The following is a 24271-nucleotide window of genomic DNA, read 5'->3' as shown; positions in this document are numbered from 1 at the left end:
TACATCGCACGTCGCACGTCGCACGTCGCACGTCATCAGGCACCACTCCCCGCTTTAGGAGCGTCAGATGGATCCGGCCACGACCAGACGAACGGTGCTCGCGGCGGCCGGCGCCGCGGGCATCGCCGCCACCACCACGTTCGGCGGCACGGCACACGCCGCGCCGGCCGCATCGGGAAAGAGACCGACGAAGGAGCTGTTCGGCAGGCTCGCCGACGGTACGAGGATCCACCGCTGGTCCCTGTCGAACGGCGGCACCCGCCTGAAGGTCCTCTCCTACGGCGGCATCGTGCAGTCCCTGGAGCTCCCGGACCGCAAGGGCCGGTACGTGAACGTCTCCCTCGGCTACGACAACATCGAGGGCTACGTCACCGGAACGACCTTCTTCGGCGCGACCATCGGCCGCTACGGCAACCGCATCGCGAACGGCCGCTTCACCCTCGACGGCAAGGCGTACCAGCTCTCCGTGAACGACGGCGCCAACTCGCTGCACGGCGGGGCGAAGGGCTTCAACACGCGGGTCTGGGACGTGGAACCGTTCACATCCGGCTCCGAGGTCGGCCTCCACCTGCACTACACGTCGATCGACGGCGAGATGGGCTACCCCGGCACGCTCAAGGTGACGGTCACCTACACGCTCACCGCGCGCGGCGACTGGCGCATCGACTACAAGGCGACGACGGACAAGGCGACCGTCGTCAACCTCACCAACCACACCTACTACAACCTGGCGGGAGAAGGCAGCGGCGGCGTCTACGACCACGAACTGACCCTCGCAGCGTCGCGCTACACGCCCACCGATGCCGGGCTGATCCCGACAGGTGAGCTGGCGAAGGTGGCGGGCACCCCGTTCGACTTCCGCCGCGCGAAGCCGATCGGCGACGACATCCGCGCCGCTCACCCGCAGCTCGTCACCGCGAAGGGCTTCGACCACAACTGGGTCCTCGACAAGGGCATCACGGCCCGCCCGGTGCACTTCGCCACGCTCCGCGACCCGGGCTCGGGCCGCACGCTGAAGATCGCCACGGACCAGCCCGGGGTGCAGTTCTACTCCGGCAACTTCCTCGACGGCACGCTCGTCGGCCCGTCGGGGCGCACCTACCGCCAGGGCGACGGCCTCTGCCTGGAGACCCAGCACTTCCCGGACTCCCCGAACCAGCCGGCGTTCCCGTCGACGGTGCTGCGGCCCGGGGAGACGTACCGGTCGACGACGGTGCACTCGTTCGGCACGTGAGCCGCATGGGTTGAACACCGCCCCGCCCGTATCCGTAGACGTATCCGTGAAGGACGTCACCACGGATACGGGCGGAGGCATGTGATGAGCGGAAGCGTCGTCTCGTTGTTCCAGGGCGCCACGGCCCACACCCCGTCGTACGGCCAGCTGACGCGGGCCGGTGCGGCGTCCGGGGGCCCGGTGACCGACTTCTGCATCCCCTGCAACCCGTACTTCCCGACGCCCGCGATGCTCGACGCGCTGCGCGGGCGGCTGCACGAGATCCTGACGTACTACCCGAGCGACGCGGCGACGATCACGGCCGAGCTGTGCCAGGTCCTCGGCCTCAACCCCGCGACGGTAGCCATGGGCAACGGCTCGACGGAGCTCATCACCTGGATCGACCACCTGCTGGTCCGCGAGTCCCTCGCGGTCCCGGTACCGACCTTCGGGCGATGGACGGACCAGCCGATGGAGACCGGCAAACGTGTCGACATGTTCCCGCTGCCCGAGCGCGACGGATTCGCCCTCGACCCGGCGTCGTACGCGGACTTCCTCCATGCCCGCGGCTCGCGCACCGCGGTGATCTGCAACCCCAACAACCCCGACGGCGGCCTGCTCCCCCGCCGCGCGCTGCTCACCCTCGTCGACGAGCTGAGCCACCTGGACCTGGTCGTCGTCGACGAGTCCTTCCTGGACTTCGCCGACGCGGACGGCGGCGGCCGGGACCCGAGCCTCGTCCAGGAGGCCGTCCTGCGGCCCAACGTCATCGTCCTGCGCAGCCTCGGCAAGAACTTCGGCCTGCACGGCATCCGCTTCGGCTACCTCGTCGCCAACCCGGCGCTCGCCGGGCGGGTGCGGGCCGCGCTGCCGAAGTGGAACCTCAACTCCTTCGCCGAGACCGTCGTGTTCATGCTGCGCGAGCACCGCCAGGAGTACGCCGCCAGCATCCGCCAGGTCTGCCAGGACCGCCAGGACATGCGCCACCGTCTCACTCGCCTGCCCGGCCTGACCGTGTACCCGTCGCAGGGCAACTTCCTGTACGTGCGTCTGCCCGACGGCGTCGACGGGGTGTGGCTCCGCGATCAGCTCCTGGCCCGGCACGGGGTCCTGGTCCGCGAGTGCGGCAACAAGATCGGCTCGTCCAGCCGCTTCCTGCGCCTCGTGGTGCGGCCTCAGCCCGACGTCGTGCGGCTGGTGTCGGGACTGGAGGCGCTGCTCGGGGCCGGGCCCTACGGTGCGCGGCCCTACAGCTCGGGGACGGCGGCGGTGGACCGGCTGATGTGGGCGCCGAGTCCTTGAGCGCCGGGCTCAGGGGTTGCGCCAGGCCGCCGGGTCGTCGGCCAGCTCCCGTACGGGGGCCGGGAGGCGGTCGCGGGCGATGTCGTCGAGGGTGACGCCCTCCAGGATCTTCCGCACGTTGGCGCGCAGGGCCACCCAGAGGGGCAGGAGCGGTTCGGCGGGGCCCGTGTAGGCGAGGGCGCTGGGCCGTTCGCCGCGTACGGAGACGATGGGGCCTTCGACGGCGCGTACGACATCGGCGACGGTGATGGCGTCGGCGGGCCGGGCGAGGAGATAGCCGCCGTTGCCGCCGCGCCGGCTGGCGACGATGCCGCCGCGCCGCAGGTCGCCGAGGATTCCCTCCAGGAACTTGTGCGGGATGTCCTGGGCGTCGGAGAGCACCTCGGCCTTGACGGGTTCGCCGTCGCAGCTCGTGCGGGCGGCGAGTTCCAGACTCGCGCGCACGGCGTAGTCGGCTCGGGCTGAAATCCTCATGGGGTCATTGTCGGGGTCCGTTCGGGGGCCGTGACGCCACGCTCCTCGCCGCGCCGGGTGCGCAGGGTGACAGTGACGCCGACGGCGGCGGCGACAAGGCAGACCAGCACCAGCGGAACCCCTTCCAGGCCCCACATGGCGAGGCCGGACCCTGTGAGCAGGACGATCAGCGCCCAGCGCAGGGCGGGCCCGCCGACCCGCGTGGAGAGTACGGCTCCGCCCAGAACGCCGGGAATGGCGCCGATCAGCAGGGTGCCGGCGAGGCCGAGGGAGACGTCGCCGACGAGGAAGTGCCCGAGGGCGGCGGCGCCGACGAGCGGAACGGCCTGCACCAGGTCCGTGCCGACCAGGTGGTTCGCCTTGAGCCGGGGATGGGCCAGCATCAGCATCACGATGATCAGCGAGCCGGAGCCGACCGAGGTCATCCCGACGACGACCCCGCCGACGAGCCCGATCACCAGCGTGGCGAGGGGCCTGACCCGCACGTCCGCGTCCTCGGCGGTGTCGGACCCGAGACCGCGCCGCCGGTCCAGCCACATCCTGGCGATCATGCCCGTCACGGCGAGCAGCAGCGCTCCGCCGATGACGTACTTGACCCGCTCCTGAAGCTGCTCACCGTCCCCGAACGCCTGGAGCAGCAGGGCTCCCCCGAACGCGGCGGGGACGGCGGTCGGCAGCAGCCACCGCACGATGTCCCAGCGGATCGTCCCCGCCTTCTGGTGCACGGCGGCGCCGAACGGCTTCATGAACAGGGAGGTCGCCAGATCACTGCCGATGGCGGCGGTCGGATTGACCCCGAAGAACATGACCATGATCGGCGTCATCAGGGCGCCGCCGCCCATCCCGGTCAGCCCGACCGCGAGGCCGACGAGGGCCCCGGCGACGACGATCGTCCACGAGAAGTCCATGCGGACTACTGTGCATACGTTCCCTATGGGATTGATATGGATCGCGTGCGAATCTCGTCAGGTGGACGCGGCCGGGCCGTTTCAGCGGTTGTGGGTGACGTGGGTCCTACGCCAGCCGGATCACGTTCCACGACAGCGGTTCGAGGGACGCCTTGAGGGTGCCGTTCTCCAGCGACGTCCCCGTACCCGCGTGCGGCTTCACGCGGTCCGGGTCGGTCAGCGTGTTGCGGGCGTCCGGGTCCGCGTCCGCCAGGACCGAGTGTTCGGTGACCTCCGTCAAGGCCAGGCCGTGCAGCGCCACTTCGAGCGGCAGCGGTTCCGTCTGGCCGCGGTTCACCGCGAACACCGTCACCGTGCCGTCCTCCGCGCGGACCGCCGTCGCGTGCAGGAGGTCCGCCGTGCCGTGGCGCTGCGTCTCGTACGTCGGGCCCGACACCCGTACGTCCAGGACCTCGCCGCGGCCGTACTCCGATGCCTGGGCGAAGGGGTAGAAGGTCGTCTGGCGCCAGGCCGGGCCGCCGGGCTCGGTCATGATCGGGGCGATGACGTTCACCAGCTGGGCGAGGCAGGCGACCGTGACGCGGTCCGCGTGGCGGAGCAGGGCGATGAGGAGCGAGCCGAAGACGACGGCGTCGGTGACCGAGTAGACGTCCTCCAGGAGGCGGGGGGCCTCCGGCCAGTCCAGGGCCGAGACCTGGGCCTCGGTGCGGGACATGTACCAGACGTTCCACTCGTCGAAGGAGAGGTTGATCTTTTTCGAGGATTTGAGGCGGGCGCCGACGTGGTCGCAGGTCGCCACGACGTTCTCGATGAACGACTCCATGTCCACCGCCGAGGCGAGGAAGGAGTCCCGGTCGCCGTCGTGCTCCTCGTAGTAGGCGTGGAGCGAGATGTGGTCGACGAGGTCGTACGTCTCGGCGAGGACCTTCGCCTCCCACTCGGCGAACGTCTCCATCGCCTGGCTGGAGCTGCCGCACGCGACCAGTTCGACGGTGTTGTCGATCTGGCGCATCGCACGCGCCGTCTCCGCCGCGAGCCGCCCGTACTCCTCGGCCGTCTTGTGGCCGGTCTGCCAGGGGCCGTCCATCTCGTTGCCCAGGCACCAGAGCCTGATGCCGAAGGGGTCCTTGTCGCCGTGTTCCACCCGCAGGTCGGAGAGGGCCGTGCCGCCGGGGTGGTTGGCGTACTCCTGGAGTTCGATGGCCTCGGCGACGCCGCGCGTGCCCAGGTTCACCGCCATCATCGGCTCGGCCTGCGGGCCGATCTTCTTCAGGAACGCGATGTACTCGGAGAGGCCGAAGCGGTTCGGCTCCGTCGTGCGCCAGGCCAGGTCCAGGCGGCGCGGGCGTTCGTCCACCGGGCCGACCGAGTCCTCCCACTTGTAGCCCGAGACGAAGTTGCCGCCGGGGTAGCGGATCGTCGTCACGCCCAGCTCCCGTACGAGGGCGAGGACATCGGTGCGCAGGCCCGTCTCGTCCGCCGTCGGGTGGTCCGGCTCGTGGATGCCGGTGTAGACGCAGCGGCCGAGGTGCTCGACGAAGGAGCCGAAGAGCCGGGGGCTGACCTGGCCGACGGTGAAGGCCGGGTCGAGTGCGAAGCGTGCGGTGCGCAATGTTTTCCCTTCGGTGAGGTGCGGCGGCGTAAGCGGTCGGCGTAAGCGGTCGGCGTTACTGGCCCGCCAGGCCCGTGTGTGCCACTCCCGCCACGATCTGACGCTGGAAGAAGACGAAGACGACGATCAGCGGCAGGCCCGCCATCAGGCCGCCGGCCATGAGCTGGGCCCACTGGATGCCGTAGGAGTTCATGACGGTCGCGATGCCGTTGGGCATGGTCATCAGGTCGGGGTTGTTGGTGACCATGTACGGCCACAGGAAGTTGTTCCACGACGCGATGAAGGTGAAGATGCCGACCGCCGCGAGGGAGGGGCGGGCGAGCGGGACCACGATGGTGAAGAAGATCCGCCAGCGGCCCGCGCCGTCGATGAACGCCGCCTCCTCCAGCTCCCCCGGGATGCCCTGGAAGAACTTGTAGAGGATGTAGACCATGGCGGCGGGCGCGCACTGGGGCAGGATCATCCCCCAGTAGGTGTCCACCATGCCCATCTGCTGGACGGTGGTGAAGAGGGGGACGCCGAGCACCGCCGGAGAGATCATCAGGCCCGCCATCACCACGCCCATCAGGACGCCCTTGCCCCGGAACTCCGTGCGGGCGAAGCCGTATCCGGCGAGCGCGGCTACGCACAGGACGACCGCCGTGACGCACACCGAGACGACCAGCGAGTTGACGAACCAGCTGGTGATGTTGCCCGTCTCGAAGAGGGCCTTCCACGCCTGGCCGGTCCACTCCTGCGGCAGCCAGTGCGGCGGCACCTCCACCGCCTCGGTCTCCGACTTGAGCGAGGTGAACAGGGCCCAGGCCAGCGGCGCCAGGAAGACCACCGATACGGCCGTCCCGAGCAACGTCAGGGCTATCTGGCTCGGTGTCCATGTACTACGACCACGACGGGTGGCGGTGCTCATCGTGCCCCCTCCTCACGGTTGCGCAGCAGCCACATCCGCCCCAGGGCGACGGCCGCGATGATCACGAAGAAGATGACGGAGATCGCGGAGGCGTAGCCCACGCGGTAGCTGGTGAAGCCCTGTTCGAGCGTGTACTGCACGAACGTGCGGGTCGAGTCCTCGGGCCCCGGGCCGAAGTCCATCATCGTGACGGCCTGGTCGAAGACCTGGAGCGAGGCGAGGATCTGGAGGGCGATGACGAGGCCGGTGATGTTGCGGAGCATCGGCAGCGTGATGTGGACCACGCGGTGCCAGGCGTTGGCGCCGTCCAGCTTCGCGGCCTCGTAGAGGTGGGCCGGGATGCCCTGGAGAGCGGCGAGGTAGAGCAGGAAGCTGAAGCCGACCGTCCACCACAGGGTCGTGATGACGACGGCGAGCATGGCGTACGACTTGTCGGTCAGCCAGGGCGTCTCGATGCCGAAGACGTGGTTGATCATGCCGGTGCCCGGGTTGAACAGCCACTGCCACAGGTTGCCCGCGACCGTCGACGGGAGGAGGAAGGGCAGGAAGAAGCAGAGCCGCCACAGCCACTTCCCGCGCTCGATGTGGTGCGCGAGCATCGCGAGGAGGAGGGCGATCACGGTGATGCAGGGGACGACCAGGAGCGTGAAGTACGCGCTGTGGCCCAGCGCGTCCCACATCAGCGGGTCCTGGAGCGCCTCGCGGTAGTTGTCGAGGCCGACGAAGCCGGGGCTGTCGCCGGAGATGTTGGCGTCCGTGAAGCTGAGATAGATGCCGCGCAGCAGCGGCCAGATCACGAACAGCGCGAACAGGACGAGGAACGGGGCCACGAACCAGCCGCCGTGCTGGAAGCCCTGCCTGCGGCGGACGGCGGCCCCGCGCGGAGCGGTCGCGCTGTGCGCGCGGGGTGCGGCGATGACGGTCTCGGCGCTGGTCGTCGTCATGCGACTCCGCCTCCCTGCGCGGCGGTGCGGCCGTCCATGGGGTTCTTCATGGCGAGGAGCTGGGTCAGTGTGCTCTTCATGCGGCGGGCGGCGGCCGCCGGTTTCGCGGAGCCCATCGTCGAGGAGACGACGATCGGGCCGACGCGCTGGGCGAGGATGCCGGTGGAGCCCGCGAACCACACCTTCGGCTCGGTGGCCTGGTGGGTCATGGCCGACACGTACTCGTTCTGCGGGGCGAGCTTGCGGTAGGCGGCCGTGGAGAGGGTGGGGGTGTAGGCGGGAATGTGGCCGCCCGCCGCCCATTGCTGTGCGTGCTGTACGACGTAGGCGGCGAGCTGGTGCGCGGCCTCGTTGACGGCGCCGCCCCGGTCCGCCTGGTGCGGCAGCACGAACGAGTGCGACTCCGCGTGCGTGGCCCGCTTGCCGAAGACGGGCGGCAGCGGCGTCGCCCCGTACTCGAGCTTCGCGCCGTCGAAGACCGGCACCGACCAGTTGCCCTCCCAGGTGAAGGGCGCCCCGTTGATGAACTGCTCGCCGTCCGCCGCGCCCGCGATCGCGTACCCGTCGGTGACGTGCCGCCGCAGGAACTCCAGGACCTGGGCCGCCTTGTCCGTGTCGAACGTGACCTCGGTGTTCGCGGGGTTGAAGTACGTGCCGCCGAGCTGCGTGTAGAAGGCGACGAAGAACCACCACATGAAGTTCAGGTCGTTGGCGTGCAGGCCGAGCGTCTGCAGCCCCTTCTTCGTCGCCTTCTTCGCCTTCTTCAGGAGGTCGAACCATTCGTCCGTCGACGTCACCGGCACGATCCGGCCGTCGTCGCCGAGCAGGTCCGCCCTCTTCAGCACGTCCTTGCGGTAGAAGCTGAGCTGTACGTGGATGTCGAGGGGCAGGGCGTAGAGCTTGCCGTCGATCACGGCGCGCTTCCACAGCTCGGGGTTGAAGTCCTGCTCCCGTACGCCGTACTTGGCGAGGAGGTCCACGTCCCAGGGGTCGAGCAGGCGGCCCGGCGAGAATCCGGTGACCCGGCCCAGGTGCATGACGCCGAGGTCGGGGGCGCGGTTGCCGGCCGCCGCCATGGCGAGCTTGGTGTAGAAGGGGCTGCCCCACTGGAGGGTGGAGTCCTTCACGTCGATGCCGGGGTTGGCCGCGCGGAAGGCGTCCAGCATCGCGATCATGTTGTAGCCGTCGCCGCCGCTGAAGAGGTTCCAGTAGCGGACCCGGGTGTCGGCGCCGGAGGCGAGCGCGTCGGCGCCGGTTCCGAGCGCCGCGAAGCCGAAGCTCCCGGCGACGGTCAACCCGCCCAGTCCGGCGAGGAGTTGCCTGCGGTTCAGGCCAGGTCGTCCCATGCCCTGCCCTTACTGTTCGACGATAAGTGTTCGACATTTCGACTGCCGCTCGTAACTTCGAACGGGACCGTAGAGTCGAAGCGCTTCACCGTCAATGGGTCGCGCTGAAATTGGCGCGGCCCATGAGAAAAGCCGCCCTCGCGTCCGCCCCGTAGGAGCGTTCGCGAGTGCGGCTTGTTCTGCGGCTGGGCGCGCGGTTCCCCGCGCCCCCGGCGGGGGCTAGCCGAAGGGGGTTTGCGGGAGGCCCTGGCCCGCTTCCGGCAGGACGAGCAGCGAGCCCGCCAAGGGGGACGGGGCGCGCAGGCCCACCCGTGCCGTCGACACGTACAGGTCCGTCAGGTCACGGCCCCCGAACGCGCACGCCGTCGGGCGCTGGACCGGCAACGGCACGACGCGGTCGAGCGCGCCGGACGGGGTGTAGCGGCGCAGGGCCGCGCCGTCCCACAGGGCCACCCAGATACAGCCCTCCGCGTCGACGGTCAGACCGTCGGGGAAGCCGGCGCCCTCCTCGATCGTGGTCAACTCCCGTCGTTCGCCCACCCGTTCACCGTCCACGTCGAAGACGTCGATGCGGCGCGTCGGCGTGTCCACGTAGTACATGAGCGCGCCGTCCGGGCTCCAGCCCGTGCCGTTGGAGACGGTCACGTCGTCGAGGACCGTCGCCACCGAAGATCCGTCCGGCGCCACGCGGATCAGGTTGCCCGCGCCGGGCGTCTCGTCGTACGCCATCGAGCCCGCCCAGAGCGCACCGTCGGGGGAGACCGCCGCGTCGTTGCCGCGCCGTCCGGCGACCGGCTCGCGGTGCAGCCACGTGAAGGCGCCCTCCGGCGAGTAGCTCCCCACCCCGTCACGGAGGTTGACCACCAGGCCGCCACCCGCACGCGGTTTCGCCGCCCCCACGTGCTGCTCCGTGGCCATGACCGTACGGCGGCCGCCGTCCGGGTCGTAGGTGTGGACGCGCGAGCCGAGGATGTCCACCCAGATCAGCCGGCCGCCGGCCGCGTCCCAGGTCGGGCCCTCCCCCAGCTGCGCCGACCCCCGTACCGCCACCTCCACCGGAACCTCGACGGCGCTCACATCGTCCCCCGGTGGCCGAGGCGCTCCGACAGATCGGCGGCGCCCTTCGCCGCGAGCTGGGTCAGCTCGTCCAGGCGGTCGTCGCTCCAGCGGATCATCGGTACGGAGATGGAGAGCGCGGCGACGACCCGGTTGGTGCGGTCGCGGACGGGCGCGGCGACGCACGACACGTCCGTGTTCGACTCCCGGGACTCCACGGCGACGCCGCGGCGGCGGATGTCGGCCAGGTGGGCGTGGAGGGCGGCCGGGTCCGTGAGGCTGTTCTCCGTCATGGCGAGCAGCTCGGCGTCGGCCGGGATGCGGACCGCCAGCTCGGACTCGGGCAGGGACGCGAGGAGCATCTTGCCGACCGAGGTGCAGTGCGCGGGAAGGCGGCGGCCCGCGGCGGAGACCATACGCACGGCGTGCGTGGAGTCGACCTTGGCGATGTAGATGACGTCGGTTCCCTCCAGGATCGCCACGTGCACCGTCTCGTCGCAGGTCTCGGCGACGGTACGGGCCACCTGCTGGCCCTCGGCGGCGAGGTCGAGCTGTTCCGCGTACCGGCTGCCGAGCTGGTAGGGGCGGACCCCGAGGCGGTAGCGGCCGGGCTGGCCGGGGACCTGCACGATGTAGGAGCGGGCGGCGAGCGTGGTCACCAGCTCATGGACCGTGGTGCGCGGCAGCTGTAGCTTGCGGACGATGTCGGGGGCGGACAGCGTGCCGTCCCCGTCCAGGAAGAGCTCCAGTATGTCCAGAGCCCGCGTCACGGCGGGTACGAGACGTCCCACGATCGGCCCCCTCCCATGCTCGACAACGTTCGGCCGAGTTCGACATGTGCAACGTGTTCGACATTTCAACAGTCGGTCGGTATCGCGAACATAGGCTACGCACAGCGCGGTGGAGCGGGCAATAGGGGCTGGAGGCGTCCCTGGGGCCTGTTCTAGGCGCCCAGTTCTCCGCGCAGGCGCCGGGCCCGGAGCACCAGTTCCAGCTCGAAACGGCGGTCGGGGTCGTCGACCTCGGCGCCCCACAGTTCGCGGATCTGGCGCAGGCGGTACCGGACCGTCTGCGGGTGGACGCCCAGGCGGGCGGCGACCTCCGGGGCCCCGCCGCGCGTCTCCAGCCAGGCGAGCAGCGTCTCGGCGAGGCGCCGCGCGTGCGTGGGCCCGCACTGGGTGAGCGGGGCGAGCGCGCGTCGGGTCAGGTCGTCGACCAGCTCCTCGGGCTGGAGCAGGACGAGCGCCTGGGTGTGCTCGGTGCAGTGCAGGACCTCGTCGGCCGGGAGCAGCCCGCGCTCCATCAGGGCGACCGCCGACTCGGCCCAGCGCAGCGACTTCGCGGCGGCGGGCGGGGCGACGGGCGGCCCGATCGCGCCGCTCCAGCCGGCCAGGGCGCGGCGCAGCAGGTCGGGGCGGCCTGCCGCGTCGGGGTCGGGGACGACGAGCCGGGGCCGTTCGGTCTCCATGTCGAGCAGGATGTCGGGGCCGACGGCGGGGGCGACGGCGTCGCGCGCGGGGCGCACGAGGACGCCGACGGCGACGCGCTCGGGCACCGGCCAGCCGATGCGGGCGGCGCGTTCGGTGAGCGCCGCGACGGGGTCGGGCGGCGCCGCGGTCCGGCCTTCGAGCATGAGGTCCATGAGCTTGCGCTCCAGGCGGAGGCGTTCTCCGGCCTGGCGGGCGGCGGCCTCGGCGTAGCCGCGGACCGACTGGTCGACGAGGCCGTCGAGGTACTCGTAGCCCGCTTCGGCGAGTTCGTACATGGCCGGGGGCGGGATGCGCAGGCGCGTGCCGAGGTCGGCGAGGCGGCGCCAGGCGAGTTTCACGCCGAGCCGGTACATGGCCTGGAGGGAGTCGAGGCTGCGGCCGTGCACGCTCTGGCCGCGGCCGAACTCCTGGAAGACGGAGGGTGGCCGGCCGTCCGGGGCCGGTCCCGTGCCGTCGGCGGAGACGTCGGTGAGGCGGCGTACGAAGCCCTCGATGGCGCGGCGGATGCCGACCAGGGCGAGGGGTTCGCCGGACGCGTCGTGGACGAGCGGCAGGTGCGGGAATTCGCGGCGGATCTCGTCGAAGATGTCCTGGGCGAGCCGGGGCGCCTCCTCCATGGCCAGCGCGGCGAACTGTTTGACCTGGAGGCCCGGTACGTCGCACCAGGCGGAGCGGGTGGCGGCGGGCACGGCTCAGCGCCTTTGGCCGGGGGTCTCGTAGGTCACGAGCGGGGTGTTGGGCTGGTCCGGTGTCGCGTTGATCAGCGCGAGCGCGCCGAAGGAGGCGGCGACGGCGAGCGCCGCTCCGGCGGCCGCGGTGAGCGCGGCGGCGAGCAGTCGGTTCATCACAGGGTCAGCCTCTCTGCAGCGGCCTGGTCCCCACCCTGCGCCTGCCGTCAAGTACCCAGTTTTGACAGGTGATTGACACTCCGTCAAGGCGCGTCTACGGTTCCCGGCCCATGAAGAGCCCTCCCGCGAAGTTTCCTTTCGTCTGTGTGGGTCTCGGCACGTTCCTGCTCGTCCTCGCGGGGATGCTCGCCTGGTACGTGGAGCCGCGCGCCGAGCGCACCAGCACCGATGTCGACGCGACGACCGTGTTCACCGGAACCGGCAGCTACTTCGACACCGACCGGATCAGGACGGTCAGGAACCAGGACCTGACGATCACCCGGCAGGTCCGCGGTGACGTCGCCGAGAGCGAGCGCAGCGGCCGGGCCGTGTGGGACGTGACCACGTCCGTCGACACGGACGAGTCGCTGCCCGCCGCCGACCCGCACGACGCGCTGCAGTGGACCAAGGAGCGCTGGGTCACCGACCGCGCGACCAACGCCCCGGTGCACTGCTGCGGCGAGGACCCGGTGTTCGCGGGCGAGGCCTACCTGAAGTTCCCCTTCCGCGTCGAGAAGCGCACGTACACCTGGTGGGACAGCACGCTCGGCGCGACGGTGCCGCTCCGGTACGAGGGGAAGGCGAAGGTGCGCGGCTACACGGGTTACCGGTTCGTCGGCAGCGTCGCGCCCACCCGGACCGGCTCGCGCCAGGTGCCGGGGCGGATCGTCGGGCAGCCCGACAAGGGGCAGGTCCTCGCCGAGGAGTGGTACGCCAACCACCGCGTCGACCTCGTCGCGGACCCGCGCACCGGCCGGATCGTCTACGCGGCCGTCGGCCCCCGCCTGACGCTGCGCGCGCCCGGCACGGCGAGGGACGCGGCGGTGCTCCTGGACAGCCGGAAGATCGCGTTCACCCCGGCCACGCAGCGGGCGCAGGTCGCGCTCGCCCGGGACGACAACGACCTCCTGCGGCTGCTCGGCACCGTGCTGCCCCTCGTGGCGGGCGTGCTGGGTGCGCTGCTCGTGGCGGCCGGGACCGTGTTCGTCGTACGGGGCGCAGGGGGCCGGCGGGCGCGGGACGGGCAGCCGGGGCGCCCGGATCCCGGCCCGCCCTCGACGACCCTGCAGAAAACCATGATGTGACGGCACGTCAGCTCGGATCGAGGCCAAACTTGTCACGCGGGTGAGTAGCCGCGGCGCACAGCGCGGCGAAAACTGTCGAACCCCACCTTGTGCAACCGACAAGTACGGCACCGCTCGGCGGACCGCACCTCGCCGAGCCGTCCACGCACTCACGCCGAGACGAGTTGGAGCACCCATGCCCCAGCACGTGCCGCGCCGCATCGTCTTCCTCGCCCACCGCGACCTCGGCAACCCGGCCGCGGGCGGCTCCGAGCTGCTCGTCGACCGCCTCGCCGACGGGCTCACGGAGCTGGGCCACCAGGTGACGCTGCTGTGCGGCGGACCGGCCGCGTACGGCGCCTTCCGGGACTACCGGGTGGTGTCGGCGGGCGGGCAGGCCGCGCACTATCTGCGGGCCCGCTCGGCCTTCGCCCGGCAGGTCGGCGACTGCGACCTGCTGGTCGAGGTCTGCAACGGCATGCCGTACCTGGCGCCGCTCTGGCACCGCGGTCCCACGCTCTGTCTGGTCAACCACGTCCATACGGACCTGTGGCGGATGCGGCTCCGCGGCCCCCTCGCGCCCGCCGCCCATGTCGGCCGAAGACTCGAGCACTGGGCGCTGTCCGGCGCCCAGCGCCGTAACCTGCTCGTCGCCGTCTCCCCCTCCACGGCGAGCGCCCTGCACACCATCGGCGTCGACCAGGACCGCATCCGGCTCGTCCCCAACGGCGTCGAGGAGCCGGGCCCGCGCGCCGACCGCTCGCCGGACCCGCTGTTCCTGGCGATGGGCCGGCTCGTCGAGTACAAGCGGATCGACCTGCTCCTGCGCCTGTGGGAGCGGGTGCGCCCGGTGACGGGCGGCCGGCTGCTGATCGTCGGGGACGGCCCCGAAAGTGCCCGCCTGCGCCGCCTCGCCGGCCCCGACACCGAGTTCACCGGCCACGTCTCCGAGACCGAGAAGCACCGGCTGCTCTGCGAGGCGTGGCTGCTCCTGCACCCCTCGGCCGTGGAGGGGTGGGGTCTGGTCGTCACGGAGGCGGCGGCGCGCGGCACCCCCGCGGTCGGCTTCGACGTGCCCGGCGTCCGCGACTCCGTCGAGAACGGCGTCACCGGCCTCCTCGCCGACTGCCCGTCCTCCTTCGCGGCGGCCTGGTGCACCCTGGCCCTCTCCACCCACCGCCGCGAGCTGATGGGCAAGGCGGCGGAGGAGCGCGCCTCCGCCTACCGCTGGACCCAGACGGTCAGCCGGTTCAGAGCGGTCGCGGCGGAGGCGGTGAGGGGACGTGGGTGAGCGGGGGCACGGGGCCGGGCGCGGATGGCGCGGGGGCCCGGGGCCGTGAGCGGGGCCGGGTTCCGGGACCCGTCGGTGGGACGGTCCCTCACCCTCCTGCGGGCCTTCATGCACGAGCGGGAGGACCCGGCGGCCTGCTACGCGCTGCTCGCGCGGGACGCCGCTGACCAGGTCGAGGCGTACGGGAAAGTGGCGGGGAAGATCGTCGTGGATGTCGGCGGCGGCAGCGGGCACTTCACGCGGGAGTTCCGGGAGCGCGGCGCGCAGGGGATCCTCTTCGAACCGGACCCGCGCGAGTTCGGCCCCGACCCGCCGCCGTCCACGGTCGTCGCCGACGGCTATCTGCTGCCGCTGGCCGACGCGGCGGCGGACGTCACGTTCTCCTCCAACGTCCTCGAGCACGTCGCCGACCGCGACACCTTCCTCGGCGAACTCGTCCGCGTCACCCGCCCCGGCGGCCTCATCTACGTCTCGTTCACCAACTGGCTCTCGCCGTGGGGCGGCCACGAGTGGGCGCCCTGGCACTACCTGGGCGCCCGCCGGGCGCAGGCCCGCTACCGGCGCCGCACGGGCCGCGCCCCCAAGCACACCCTCGGCGTGAACCTCTTCGTCCACCACATCGGCCCGACCCTGCGCCACGTCCGCGCCCGGGACGACGTGGCGGTCGTCACGGCGCGCTCGCGCTACTGGCCGTTCCTCACGCAGGCGGTCGCGCGCGTGCCCGGGATGCGCGAGTTCGTCACCTGGAACCTCCTCCTCATCCTCAGGCGGTGTCCCTCATGACGACCACGGTCCAGGCCCCACCCGCCGCGCCCCCGCACCCGGACCCCGAACCGGGCCCGCGCTCGCGCCGCTGGCTGCTGTCCTTCTGGGCCGTGCTGTTCGTCCTGTTCTGCGCGGTGCACCCGGGCCGGACGACGTTCGAGACGAAGCTCGGCGTCGTCCTCGACCCGTGGCGTTTCATCGGCGACCTCGGCCAGCTCTGGCACGACCGCGCCGGGTTCGGCGGCATCACGGACCAGTACATCGGCTACGCGTTCCCGATGCTCCCGTACTACGGCCTCGCGGACCTGGTGCGCCTGCCGGTCTGGCTGGCCGAACGGCTGTGGCTGTCGATCGTCGTGACGGCGGCGTTCTGGGGCGCCCTCAGACTCATGGAGCGCCTCGGCGCCGGCACCTCGCGCAGCCGCCTGCTCGCCGCGGCGGCGTACGCGCTGTGGCCCACGTACACGATCGTCATCGGCTCGACGTCGGCGGCGGCGCTGCCCGGCGCGTTCCTCCCGTGGGTCCTGCTCCCGCTGACCGACCCCCGCAGGTCCCCGCGCGTCTCAGCGGTCCACTCCGCGCTCCTCATCCCCTTCATGGGCGGGGTGAACGCGGCGGCGACCCTGGCCTCGCTCCTCCCGGCGGGCCTCTACCTCCTCTCCCGCGCGCCGGGCCCGCGCAAGCGGCAGCAGATCGCCTGGTGGTTCCCTGCGGTGGTCGCGGCGACCCTCTGGTGGACAGTCCCGCTCCTGCTGCTCGGCGTCTACGGGGAGAACTTCCTGCCCTTCATCGAGGACGCGCGGACCACGACCGACACGATGGCGGCGACGGAGAGCCTGCGCGGCGCGGGCAACTGGGTCGCCTACCTGCACCTCGGCGAGGCATGGCTCCCGGCCGGCTGGACCGTGGCGACCGCCGCCGTCGTCATCGTCTGCTCGGCGCTCGCGGCGGCGTTCGGACTCGCGGGCCTGGCCCGCCGCGACCTGCCCGAGCGCCGCTGGCTGCTGCTGACGGTCATGGCGGCGGCGCTCGTCACGCTCGCCGGGTACGGGGGTGCGGCGGGCGCCCCCTTCCACGAGACGGTCCAGTCGTGGCTGGACGGCGGCCTGGCCCCGTTCCGCAACATCTACAAGTTCCAGACGGGCCTCGCCCTGGCCCTGGTCATCGGCCTCGCGCACGTCGTGGGCATCGCCACACAGACCCGGGGCACCAGACCGCTGCGCGGGCGCCGGTTCGCACCGCTCGTCGTCGCGGTCCTGATTCTGCCGGGCCTCGCGTGGCCGTACCTGAACGGCTCGATCCTCCAGTCGGGCTCGTTCCAGAAGCTGCCGGCGTACTGGGAGACGACGGCGGACTGGCTGCACAAGTACTCCCCCGACTCGCGCGCCCTCGTCGTCCCGGCCACCGCGCACGGCATCTACACCTGGGGCTCCCCCATCGACCAGCCGCTCGACGTGCTCGCGGACTCCCGCTGGGCGCAGCGCGACTACGTCCCGTTCGGCACGCCGGGCAACCGCCGCACCCTGGACGCGATCGAGCAGGCGCTGATGTCGGGCGGTGAGGTCCCGGGGCTCCAGGACTACCTGTCGCGAAGCGGCCTGTACTACGTGGTGGTCCGCAACGACCTGGACCCGGACCAGTTCGGCTACGTGCCCACCGCCACGGTCAAGCGGACGCTGACCGAGTCCGGCTACCACCGTGTCACCGGCTTCGGCCCGCCCGTGACCGGCGGCCGGATCGCCGAGGACACCCCCATCCAGGTCGAGGGCATCTACCCGCGCTCCCGCTCGGTCGAGATCTACGCGCCCGCCGCCGGCACCCGCCGTCCCGGCCAGGCGGCCCTGCTCCCGGTCGGCTCGACGGCGGAGGTCAGCGGCGGCCCGGAGTCCCTGCTGCCGCTCTCCGCGGACCCGGCGCTCCGCAACCGCCCCGCGGTCCTGACCGGCGACAACCACCCGGGCATCGGAACACCGGCCGTGCGCATGGCCGTTGACGGTCTCCGCCGCGCCGACACCCGCTTCGGCCTGGTCAACACCAACACCTCGTTCCCGTACACGCCGACGGAGCGCAACAGCCCGGACGCCGCCGAGAATCCGGGCGAGAAGCCGAAGCAGATCCTCCCCACCCGGGGCCTCGCCCATCAGACCACCGCCCGGATCGAGGGGGCCCGCTCGGTCTCCGCGTCCTCCAGCGGCAACTGGCTGCTCCACCTCCCGCAGTTCGACCCCGTGCACGCCTTCGACGGCGATCCGGACACCGCGTGGACGGCGGGCTCCCCGGACTCGGGGGACGGCTCATGGGTCCGCGTCGACTTCACCCGCCCCACCCGCGTCCCATCGACGATCCAGGTGACACCGCTCCCGCAGGAGCAGGTACGGGCGGCGCCCACCCGCATCCGTGTCGAGACGGACGAGGGCAGCACGACGGCCGACATCCTGCCGAACGGCAAGCGCCAGCGCGTCAAGGCGCCCGCAAGCGCCGCGAACTGGCTACGGGTGGAGATCCTGGACACGCAGGCCAGGCGCCCCTCGCTGACGGGCGCGGGCTTCGCCGAGATCAGCGTTCCCGGCCTACGGGCGGCCCGCGCGCTGCAGTTGCCGACGGACTCCGACGAGGCGGACCAGTACACGTTCCGCCGCGCGACCGGTGACGGCGCCCTCACCCTCACCGACCTGGCCCCGTCGATCCACCGCTCCTTCACCACGTCCACCACGGCGCCGTTCACGTTCGAGGCGACGGCGGTCCCGGCCCCGACGGAGGCGCTCGACGAACTCCTCTACTCCGTCGCCCCCGACCAGCGCCGCGCCATCACGGCCACCGCCGGCTCCACGGCCCGGATCGGCCCCAACACCTCGGCCCGCAACCTCACCGACGGGGACCTGACCACCGCCTGGATCGCGGGCGACCGGCCGACGATCCAGCTGCGCTGGCCCGACAGACAGCCCGTCTCCCAGCTCGTCCTGCCCGCCGCCGGCGGCCTGTCCAGCCGCCCCGAGAAGATCGAGATCAGCTCCCCGGACGGTGCAGCGGTCGCCGGCGTGGACCAGAACGGGGTCGCGAACTTCGACCCCATCACCACCGACCGCCTCACCATCACCATCACCGACACCGCCCCGCTCACGCTCCACAACCCGGTCGCGGACGAGGACCTCCAGCTCCCGGTGGGCCTGACCGAGGCGTACATCCCGGCGCTCGACTCGTACCGGGTGCGGCAGCCGACGCCCGAGCGCCGGTTCAGCCTGCCGTGCGGCGAGGGCCCGACGGTCACGATCGACGGCGTCCGCCACCGCACGTCGGCCCGCGGCGCCCTCGCGGACCTGACGGAGCGCCGCCCGGTCGCCATCGCCCTGTGCGACCGGCTCACGCTCACCGCCGGACCGCACACCCTCAGCACGGACAGGGAGGGCCCGCTCGCACCGACCAGCATCACGCTGACCCGCGTGGGCGCCGACACGGACGCCGTCCCGCCCGCCGCCCGCGACCTCACCATCGGAGACTGGCTCGGCGACCAGCGCGAGGTGCGGGTGGGCGCGGGCGAGGCCACGTACCTGACGACGTACGAGAACGCCAACGACGGCTGGCGGGCGACCCTCAACGGCAAGAAGCTCTCCAGCCTCCGCCTGGACGGCTGGCAGCAGGCGTGGCTCATCCCGGACGGGGCGGCGGGCACGGTCAAGCTGTCCTACCAGCCCGCGACCAGTTACGACGTGGGGCTGATCGTGGGCGGGGCGATGCTGCTGCTGCTCATCGGCCTGGCGCTGTGGCGGCGCGGGCCGGTCGAGCCCGTGGAGCAGCCGATTCCTCCGCCGCCGCCGGGGTGGATCCTCGGCACGGTGGTCCTCACGGCCGTCGGCATCGTGATCGCGGGCCCGTGGGCGGCCCTGGTCCCGGCCCTGGCCCTCCTCGCGTGGAAACGCCACACCCTCCTCGTACCGCTGGCGTTCCTGGCCATGGCGGCGGCGGGCGTGGCGGCGGCCACGGGGGCGGGGGTCCCGGTACGGGACGGGGAGGGGGCGTTCAGCGGGGTGGCGCAGGTACTGGCACTGGTCGGACTGTTCGCGGCGCTGGTGACCAGTCCGGTCCCTCCGACGAATCAAGCCGATCCGGCAAATCAAGCCGGTCCGGCAAATCAAGCCGGTCCGGCAAATCAAGCCCCTCCGGCGATTGAGGAGCGGGGTCCGGGGCGGAGCCCCGAGACGTCCACGGCGGCCCCGGGCGCCACGGAAGAGGGGCCCAAGCCATGACGGCCACGACGACCCCGGGCGCCGAGGAAAACCGCCACCCCTTCCCGACCGTCGACGAGATCGCCCGCCACTGCCAACAACACGACGAACCCGAGACGGTCCACATAGAGGTACACCTCACCGGCCACCTGGACCCACCCAGACTGAGGACCGCCTTCGGCCAAGCCCTGCGCGCACACCCCCGCATCCTCATGCGCGAGGCCCCCCGCCGCTGGTACACGAGCCGCTACACGTGGGAGCTGACGGACGGCCCGGACGTCCCCCCGGTGTCCTTCCCCGAGCCGGGCCCGAACGCGCTCAAGCGGGCCCGCACCCGGGCGCTGACCGAGGCCCCGCCGCTGACCACGTCGCCCCCCGTACGCCTGGAGTGCGTACCGCACCCCGAGACCGGCGACACCGTCCTCTTCCTCACCATCAACCACACCGCGCTCGACGGTCCGGCCTGCCTCCGCGTCCTGGCGACGGCGGCGGACCTCTACGGCGGCCGGGGCAACACCCCGCCCCCCACGCCTCCACCGCCCCCGCGCAGACCACCCCCGCCCGGCCTGCCGTCCTCCTGGGCACGCCCGGCGCGGGTGGCCCCCGGTACTCCCGAAGCGCGCCCCGGCAACGGCATGCTGGTCTGCGAGCTGGCGGTGCCGCGCCGCCCGAAGGGCGCCCCGTACACGGTGAACGACCAGCTCATGGTGGCGACGGCCCGCACGGTCGCGAACTGGAACGACGAGCACGGAGTGCACCGGCCCCGCCGCCCTCTGCGCATCACGATGCCGGTGGACGACCGCCCCCGGGACGCGACGATGCCGATCGGAAACGGGACACGGCTGGTCGGAGTCCCCCTGTCGGCCGCCGAACTGCAGCGCCCGACACCCGCGCTCCTGCGCCTGACCGCCGAGCGCACGGCGGCCCTCAGGTCCCTGGTACGCCCCCAACTCGGTCATGGAGCAACCCTGTTGACCTCTCCCTACGCTCCCGTCGCCTGGCGCGCCGCCGCCACCCGCGCCCTGCGCACGGCCGCCGCCCCCTGGACCTCGACGACGCTGCTCAGCAACATCGGCCGGATCCCCTACCCCCTGGACTTCGGCGACGGCTGCCGGGCCCGCGCCGTCTGGTTCTCGGCACCGGCCCGCATGCCGCGCGGCCTCACCTTCACGACGGCGTCCACGGCGGGCCGGCTGCACGTGGCCCTGCGCTGGTCGCGCACGCTCCTGAGCCACGGCGACGGAGTGCGCCTGCGCGACCTGTTCGAGCACCACCTCCACGCGACTCAGGAGGAGGCACGATGACGACGACGCCCACGCTGGCGCCGCGCGGTCTGCGGGACTTCTACGAGAACCCGGCCGTCCCCGTGGCCTCGGGCACGCCCCGCACGCTGCGCCAGACCCGGGCCCTGGCCGCCGCCCTCCGCGGCACCCACCACGCCACCGTCCTGGACGTGGGCTGCGGCGACGGCAGCGCGGCGGCGACGGCGGCCCGCCTGCTGCCGGGTCACCGCCTGGTCGGCGTGGACTGGTCCCAGGACGCGCTGCGCCGGGCGGCGCGGCGGATCCCCGATGTCGTACGGGGCGAACTGACCGGGGACGGCCTGCCGTTCGCGTCGGGATCGGCCGACGCGGCACTCCTCTCCGAGGTCCTCGAACACCTCGTGGACCCCGACGCCGCCCTGGACGAACTCCGCCGGGTCCTGCGCCCGGGAGGCCACCTGATGCTCTCCACCCCGAACCTCGCCGCCTGGTACAACCGGGCCCTGCTCCTGGCCGGCGTGCAACCGGTCTTCTCCGAGGTGAGCCTGCGCGCGGTGCACGGCCGCCCCGGCACCGAGGTGGTGGGCCACCTGCGCCTGTACACGCGGCGCGCGCTGTGCGAGTTCGTCGCGGCGTCGGGTTTCGAGGTCGTACGGGTGACGGGCGCGCCCTTCCACGGAGTGCCCCGCGCCCTGCGCCCCCTGGACCGCCTCGCCTGCGGGGCCCCGTCCCTCGCCTCGATCCTCCTCCTGCACGCCCGAAGGACGTGACGTGCGATGCCCGCCGTGGCATGGGGGGTCGGCGCGGCACTGCTCGCCAACACGCTGTACAGCGTCGGCTTCGTCCTGGAGAAGCGGGCCCTGACCCGGCTCCCCGAGGTCAGCGTGCGCCGCCCGGCGCAACTGCTCCGCCATGTGGTGACGAGCCCGCTGTGGCTGGCGGGCTCCATCGCCCTGGCCTCCGGTTTCGGCGCCCAGCTTGTGGTGTACCGGACCCTGCCGATCGCGGCGGCGCAGGGCATCTTCATCACGGGCCTGGTACTGCTCCTGCTGCTCTCCTCGCGGATGCTCGGCGAACGCACCTCCGCCCGCGAGCGGTACGCCATCGCCGCGATCCTCCTCGCGCTGCTCATGGTGGTGCTCTCGCTGCGCGACACCGGCCACGACCGGGACACCGTCGGCGGCGCCGCCCCGGCCCCGCTGATCCTCACGGTCTGCCTCCCGTCACTGGCGGCGGGCCTGTACCTGTACGCGGCGGCGGAACGCAGGGCGGGCCACCGGCACCGCCGGCCCGCGTCGGGCGTCGAGTACGGCGTGGCGGTGGGGTTGCTCTACGGGGTCAGCTCCCTGGCCATCAAGGGCGTGTCCGGAGTCCTTCCGGACATCCCGGCGGTGCTCAGATCCCCGTACCCGTATCTGCTCCTCTGCACGGGCGCGTTCGGCCTGGTCATGTCGCAGGCGGCGTTGCAGCGCTGCCGGGCGTCGCTGATCGTGCCGGTGTGCACGACGGTGACGTGCCTGTTCACGGCGGTGCTCGGAACGCTGGCGTTCGGCGAGTCGCTGCCGTCGGAACCGCTGCGGCTCGGCCTGCGGGTCGCAGGGACGGTGCTGGCGGTGGCCGTACTCCTGCTGATGCCGAAACACGACGCACCGCCACCCGTCTCCCCTGCCCCATCCACTTCTGCCCCCAGAGAGTTGCTCCCCCATGTGCCCCACGAGCCCGAAGAACCCCATGAGCCCTGACGACCCGCTGCTGCGCATCCTCGCCTGCCCCCTCGACAAGGGGCCGCTGGTGCTGCTCCCCGGCGGGACGGCGCTGTACAACCCGCGCCTGCACCGCCGCTACCCGGTCGTCGACGGCATCCCGCAACTGCTGCCGTCGTCGGGCGAGCAACTGCCGGAGGACGAGCACGAGCGGCTCTTGAAGGACCTGGAGACATGACCACCCTCGCGGCCCGCCTGGGCCCGTACCTCCCGCCCCGCCTGACCGCCGCGACGGCGAGAGCCCTGTACCCGCGCTTCGAACCGGAGCTGGCTCGCCTCGCCGACATGCTGCCCGCCCCGCGCGGACGGTGCGGCACGGCGATCGACGTCGGCGGCTGGTACGGCCCCTGGACCCACCGCCTGGCGGCCCGCGCGCGACGCGTCGTCGCCCTGGAACCGGTCCCGCACCTGGCCCGGACGCTCGCCGCCTCCGCGCCGCCGAACGTCCGGGTCGTCCGGGCCGCCGCCAGCGACCGCCCCGGCGCCGCGCCGCTGTGGCAGCCGCCGGACGACGAACGCGGCGAACGCGGCGTCTCGTCCCTGGTCCGCAGGGAGGGCCTGCACGCGCGGACCCCGCACACGGTGCCGTGCGTGACGCTGGACGAGTTGTCGTTGCGCGAGGTCGACTTCATCAAAATAGACGTGGACGGGGCGGAGCTGCCGGTCCTGCGCGGCGCGCGGGTGCTGCTCCACCGCGACCGCCCGGCCCTCTTCGTCGAACTGGAGACCAGGATCCAGCCGATCGCCCCGGTCGTGGCCCACCTGCGCGCGCAGGGCTACGAGGGCTGGGTCCTCCCCGCCACCCACTGGCTTCCGCTCACCGACTTCGACCTCCCCGCCCACCAGCGCGGCACGTCCCACATCGCCTCACAGGGTCTGCTGCGCCGGGCCCTGACCCCCACGGCCCGCCGCCCGCGCTATGTGAACTCGGTCCTGTTCCTGCCGGACGGGCGCCGTCCCGGCCCGGTGCGCGACCATGGAACCCATGCCACGCCCCACGCCCAAGAACTCCCCTGACCCGTTCACACCGCTCGACTTCCAGCTGGTGCTGCTGCGCCGCATGGCCGACCACAACCCGGAGCTGGTGGAGACGGCCCGCGCCGACCTGGGCGTCTCGGTGGCCGACATGCGCGAGGCGAATCGCCGCTGGCAGGCGATGCGGCATGCGCGGGGCGGGCGTTCGGGGGTCTCTCAGTACCGCTCGGTCCTGGGCGCCCCGGAGCAGCGCCTGGTCCGCAAGATCGGCGACCTGGACTGCGAAGCCCTGCTCTGGCCGGTCCCGCTCTGGCCGGACCTCCGCTTCGAGGTTCTGCTGGCCCCGACCGGGGCGGTCTGGAACGCCTGGCTGATCCGCACCCCGGGCGTGCCTTCGCCCCCGCTCCACACCCTGGCCGACCTCACCCCGTGGTCCTGCACGGTGGACGAGGCGGCCCGCGCCTTCGCCCCGGCCCGCCCCCTGGAGGGCTCGGCACCCACACGCTGGGGGTTGGAGTTCACGGCCCCGGACGAGGAATCCGGCACGCCACGCCGGGTGCGGGCGGAGTTCACTTGGGGGTTGCTGCAACGCTGGCAGGAGGTGTGACGCGGAGCCCCTCGACGAACGTGGTGAAGGCGACGCGGGGGACGGTCAGGGGGCCGCGCCCCCGGGCCTTCGAGTCACGGATGCCTACGTGGGTGGGGAGAGCGGCGACCTCTACGCAGTTGTTGCCGTCTCCGCCGCCTGAGTAAGACGACTTCCGCCAGATGAAGGTGCGCGCCATGAGG

General features: G+C 72.3%; 23 protein-coding genes. 12 read left to right on the top strand and 11 right to left on the bottom strand.

Annotated features, from left to right (window positions below):
* Nucleotides 1-67: 67 nt before the first annotated feature.
* A complete protein-coding gene (locus ACH4RC_RS06575) occupies nucleotides 68-1234 on the top strand; it encodes an aldose epimerase family protein (RefSeq protein ID WP_398196071.1) in 1167 nt (388 codons plus the stop codon).
* Nucleotides 1235-1318: 84 nt separating this feature from the next.
* Nucleotides 1319-2515: a pyridoxal phosphate-dependent aminotransferase gene (locus ACH4RC_RS06570; RefSeq protein ID WP_398196068.1), complete on the top strand. Its 1197-nt coding sequence runs from the start codon at nucleotides 1319-1321 to the stop codon at nucleotides 2513-2515.
* Between the two features lie 9 nt (nucleotides 2516-2524).
* Here ACH4RC_RS06570 and ACH4RC_RS06565 read toward each other — a convergent pair whose 3' ends face one another.
* The 10 genes from ACH4RC_RS06565 to ACH4RC_RS06520 all read right to left on the bottom strand — a co-directional run bounded on the left by ACH4RC_RS06565 (nucleotide 2525) and on the right by ACH4RC_RS06520 (nucleotide 12100).
* Nucleotides 2525-2989 (bottom strand): RrF2 family transcriptional regulator, encoded by a 465-nt coding sequence (locus ACH4RC_RS06565; protein ID WP_398196065.1) that lies wholly within the window; start codon nucleotides 2987-2989, stop codon nucleotides 2525-2527.
* A complete protein-coding gene (locus ACH4RC_RS06560) occupies nucleotides 2986-3897 on the bottom strand; it encodes a sulfite exporter TauE/SafE family protein (RefSeq protein WP_398196062.1) in 912 nt (303 codons plus the stop codon). Before ACH4RC_RS06560 ends, ACH4RC_RS06565 begins: the two co-directional genes overlap by 4 nt.
* Before the next feature lie 106 nt (nucleotides 3898-4003).
* Nucleotides 4004-5509, bottom strand: coding sequence for an alpha-N-arabinofuranosidase (locus tag ACH4RC_RS06555; RefSeq protein WP_398196060.1), 1506 nt, complete (start codon nucleotides 5507-5509; stop codon nucleotides 4004-4006).
* A gap of 55 nt (nucleotides 5510-5564) precedes the next feature.
* Complete coding sequence (locus tag ACH4RC_RS06550; RefSeq protein WP_398196058.1) at nucleotides 5565-6416, bottom strand: carbohydrate ABC transporter permease; 852 nt, start codon at nucleotides 6414-6416, stop codon at nucleotides 5565-5567.
* On the bottom strand, nucleotides 6413-7360 hold the full coding sequence (locus tag ACH4RC_RS06545) for a carbohydrate ABC transporter permease (RefSeq protein ID WP_398196056.1): 948 nt from the start codon (nucleotides 7358-7360) through the stop codon (nucleotides 6413-6415). Before ACH4RC_RS06545 ends, ACH4RC_RS06550 begins: the two co-directional genes overlap by 4 nt.
* A complete protein-coding gene (locus ACH4RC_RS06540; RefSeq protein ID WP_398196054.1) occupies nucleotides 7357-8706 on the bottom strand; it encodes an extracellular solute-binding protein in 1350 nt (449 codons plus the stop codon). Before ACH4RC_RS06540 ends, ACH4RC_RS06545 begins: the two co-directional genes overlap by 4 nt.
* 219 nt (nucleotides 8707-8925) lie before the next feature.
* Nucleotides 8926-9783 carry an SMP-30/gluconolactonase/LRE family protein gene (locus ACH4RC_RS06535; protein WP_398196051.1) on the bottom strand — a complete coding sequence of 286 codons (858 nt, stop codon included), beginning with the start codon at nucleotides 9781-9783 and terminating at the stop codon, nucleotides 8926-8928.
* The gene (locus ACH4RC_RS06530; protein WP_398196048.1) at nucleotides 9780-10553 is read right to left on the bottom strand and encodes an IclR family transcriptional regulator; all 774 of its coding nucleotides are present in this window, start codon (nucleotides 10551-10553) and stop codon (nucleotides 9780-9782) included. The genes ACH4RC_RS06535 and ACH4RC_RS06530 overlap by 4 nt, the downstream gene beginning before the upstream one ends.
* A 152-nt stretch (nucleotides 10554-10705) precedes the next feature.
* On the bottom strand, nucleotides 10706-11941 hold the full coding sequence (locus ACH4RC_RS06525; protein WP_398196045.1) for a helix-turn-helix domain-containing protein: 1236 nt from the start codon (nucleotides 11939-11941) through the stop codon (nucleotides 10706-10708).
* 3 nt (nucleotides 11942-11944) lie between these two features.
* Nucleotides 11945-12100 carry a hypothetical protein gene (locus ACH4RC_RS06520; protein ID WP_398197913.1) on the bottom strand — a complete coding sequence of 52 codons (156 nt, stop codon included), beginning with the start codon at nucleotides 12098-12100 and terminating at the stop codon, nucleotides 11945-11947.
* Between the two features lie 110 nt (nucleotides 12101-12210).
* On the opposite strand from ACH4RC_RS06520, the gene ACH4RC_RS06515 reads away from it, so the two are divergent.
* From ACH4RC_RS06515 to ACH4RC_RS06470, 10 genes are all read left to right on the top strand, one after another.
* The gene (locus tag ACH4RC_RS06515; RefSeq protein WP_398196042.1) at nucleotides 12211-13224 is read left to right on the top strand and encodes a DUF3068 domain-containing protein; all 1014 of its coding nucleotides are present in this window, start codon (nucleotides 12211-12213) and stop codon (nucleotides 13222-13224) included.
* A gap of 175 nt (nucleotides 13225-13399) precedes the next feature.
* Nucleotides 13400-14494 carry a glycosyltransferase family 4 protein gene (locus ACH4RC_RS06510; protein WP_398196039.1) on the top strand — a complete coding sequence of 365 codons (1095 nt, stop codon included), beginning with the start codon at nucleotides 13400-13402 and terminating at the stop codon, nucleotides 14492-14494.
* A gap of 24 nt (nucleotides 14495-14518) precedes the next feature.
* Nucleotides 14519-15277: a class I SAM-dependent methyltransferase gene (locus ACH4RC_RS06505; RefSeq protein ID WP_398196036.1), complete on the top strand. Its 759-nt coding sequence runs from the start codon at nucleotides 14519-14521 to the stop codon at nucleotides 15275-15277.
* Entirely contained in the window at nucleotides 15274-19503 is a 4230-nt protein-coding gene (locus ACH4RC_RS06500) for an alpha-(1->3)-arabinofuranosyltransferase family protein (RefSeq protein WP_398196033.1), read from the top strand. Before ACH4RC_RS06505 ends, ACH4RC_RS06500 begins: the two co-directional genes overlap by 4 nt.
* On the top strand, nucleotides 19500-20786 hold the full coding sequence (locus tag ACH4RC_RS06495) for a condensation protein (RefSeq protein ID WP_398196031.1): 1287 nt from the start codon (nucleotides 19500-19502) through the stop codon (nucleotides 20784-20786). The genes ACH4RC_RS06500 and ACH4RC_RS06495 overlap by 4 nt, the downstream gene beginning before the upstream one ends.
* Complete coding sequence (locus ACH4RC_RS06490) at nucleotides 20783-21514, top strand: class I SAM-dependent methyltransferase (protein WP_398196029.1); 732 nt, start codon at nucleotides 20783-20785, stop codon at nucleotides 21512-21514. Before ACH4RC_RS06495 ends, ACH4RC_RS06490 begins: the two co-directional genes overlap by 4 nt.
* 6 nt (nucleotides 21515-21520) lie before the next feature.
* A complete protein-coding gene (locus ACH4RC_RS06485) occupies nucleotides 21521-22486 on the top strand; it encodes a DMT family transporter (RefSeq protein WP_398196026.1) in 966 nt (321 codons plus the stop codon).
* Complete coding sequence (locus ACH4RC_RS06480) at nucleotides 22476-22685, top strand: Trm112 family protein (RefSeq protein ID WP_398196024.1); 210 nt, start codon at nucleotides 22476-22478, stop codon at nucleotides 22683-22685. Before ACH4RC_RS06485 ends, ACH4RC_RS06480 begins: the two co-directional genes overlap by 11 nt.
* Nucleotides 22682-23524, top strand: coding sequence for an FkbM family methyltransferase (locus tag ACH4RC_RS06475; protein WP_398196021.1), 843 nt, complete (start codon nucleotides 22682-22684; stop codon nucleotides 23522-23524). The genes ACH4RC_RS06480 and ACH4RC_RS06475 overlap by 4 nt, the downstream gene beginning before the upstream one ends.
* On the top strand, nucleotides 23493-24089 hold the full coding sequence (locus ACH4RC_RS06470) for a hypothetical protein (protein ID WP_398196018.1): 597 nt from the start codon (nucleotides 23493-23495) through the stop codon (nucleotides 24087-24089). The genes ACH4RC_RS06475 and ACH4RC_RS06470 overlap by 32 nt, the downstream gene beginning before the upstream one ends.
* Here ACH4RC_RS06470 and ACH4RC_RS06465 read toward each other — a convergent pair.
* Nucleotides 24052-24267 (bottom strand): DUF397 domain-containing protein, encoded by a 216-nt coding sequence (locus ACH4RC_RS06465; RefSeq protein WP_398196016.1) that lies wholly within the window; start codon nucleotides 24265-24267, stop codon nucleotides 24052-24054. The two genes, ACH4RC_RS06470 and ACH4RC_RS06465, sit on opposite strands and share 38 nt — an antisense overlap.
* Nucleotides 24268-24271 lie beyond the last annotated feature (4 nt).

The organism is Streptomyces sp. NPDC016845, assembly GCF_044332585.1.
Lineage (GTDB): Bacteria > Actinomycetota > Actinomycetes > Streptomycetales > Streptomycetaceae > Streptomyces.
Note: the sequence above shows the minus strand (reverse complement) of the source record. Positions and strands in the feature narration are given on the sequence as shown.

Bases quoted from the DNA above. Each gene is read 5' to 3' on its own strand.
- ACH4RC_RS06485 (WP_398196026.1), top strand. From the start codon at position 21,521: ATGCCCGCCGTGGCATGGGGGGTCGGCGCGGCACTGCTCGCCAACACG.
- ACH4RC_RS06545 (WP_398196056.1), bottom strand. From the start codon at position 7,360: ATGACGACGACCAGCGCCGAGACCGTCATCGCCGCACCCCGCGCGCAC.
- ACH4RC_RS06490 (WP_398196029.1), top strand. From the start codon at position 20,783: ATGACGACGACGCCCACGCTGGCGCCGCGCGGTCTGCGGGACTTCTAC.
- ACH4RC_RS06465 (WP_398196016.1), bottom strand. From the start codon at position 24,267: ATGGCGCGCACCTTCATCTGGCGGAAGTCGTCTTACTCAGGCGGCGGA.
- ACH4RC_RS06480 (WP_398196024.1), top strand. From the start codon at position 22,476: ATGAGCCCTGACGACCCGCTGCTGCGCATCCTCGCCTGCCCCCTCGAC.
- ACH4RC_RS06495 (WP_398196031.1), top strand. From the start codon at position 19,500: ATGACGGCCACGACGACCCCGGGCGCCGAGGAAAACCGCCACCCCTTC.
- ACH4RC_RS06475 (WP_398196021.1), top strand. From the start codon at position 22,682: ATGACCACCCTCGCGGCCCGCCTGGGCCCGTACCTCCCGCCCCGCCTG.
- ACH4RC_RS06570 (WP_398196068.1), top strand. From the start codon at position 1,319: ATGAGCGGAAGCGTCGTCTCGTTGTTCCAGGGCGCCACGGCCCACACC.
- ACH4RC_RS06500 (WP_398196033.1), top strand. From the start codon at position 15,274: ATGACGACCACGGTCCAGGCCCCACCCGCCGCGCCCCCGCACCCGGAC.
- ACH4RC_RS06565 (WP_398196065.1), bottom strand. From the start codon at position 2,989: ATGAGGATTTCAGCCCGAGCCGACTACGCCGTGCGCGCGAGTCTGGAA.
- ACH4RC_RS06470 (WP_398196018.1), top strand. From the start codon at position 23,493: ATGCCACGCCCCACGCCCAAGAACTCCCCTGACCCGTTCACACCGCTC.
- ACH4RC_RS06540 (WP_398196054.1), bottom strand. From the start codon at position 8,706: ATGGGACGACCTGGCCTGAACCGCAGGCAACTCCTCGCCGGACTGGGC.
- ACH4RC_RS06505 (WP_398196036.1), top strand. From the start codon at position 14,519: ATGGCGCGGGGGCCCGGGGCCGTGAGCGGGGCCGGGTTCCGGGACCCG.
- ACH4RC_RS06510 (WP_398196039.1), top strand. From the start codon at position 13,400: ATGCCCCAGCACGTGCCGCGCCGCATCGTCTTCCTCGCCCACCGCGAC.
- ACH4RC_RS06515 (WP_398196042.1), top strand. From the start codon at position 12,211: ATGAAGAGCCCTCCCGCGAAGTTTCCTTTCGTCTGTGTGGGTCTCGGC.
- ACH4RC_RS06560 (WP_398196062.1), bottom strand. From the start codon at position 3,897: ATGGACTTCTCGTGGACGATCGTCGTCGCCGGGGCCCTCGTCGGCCTC.
- ACH4RC_RS06550 (WP_398196058.1), bottom strand. From the start codon at position 6,416: ATGAGCACCGCCACCCGTCGTGGTCGTAGTACATGGACACCGAGCCAG.
- ACH4RC_RS06575 (WP_398196071.1), top strand. From the start codon at position 68: ATGGATCCGGCCACGACCAGACGAACGGTGCTCGCGGCGGCCGGCGCC.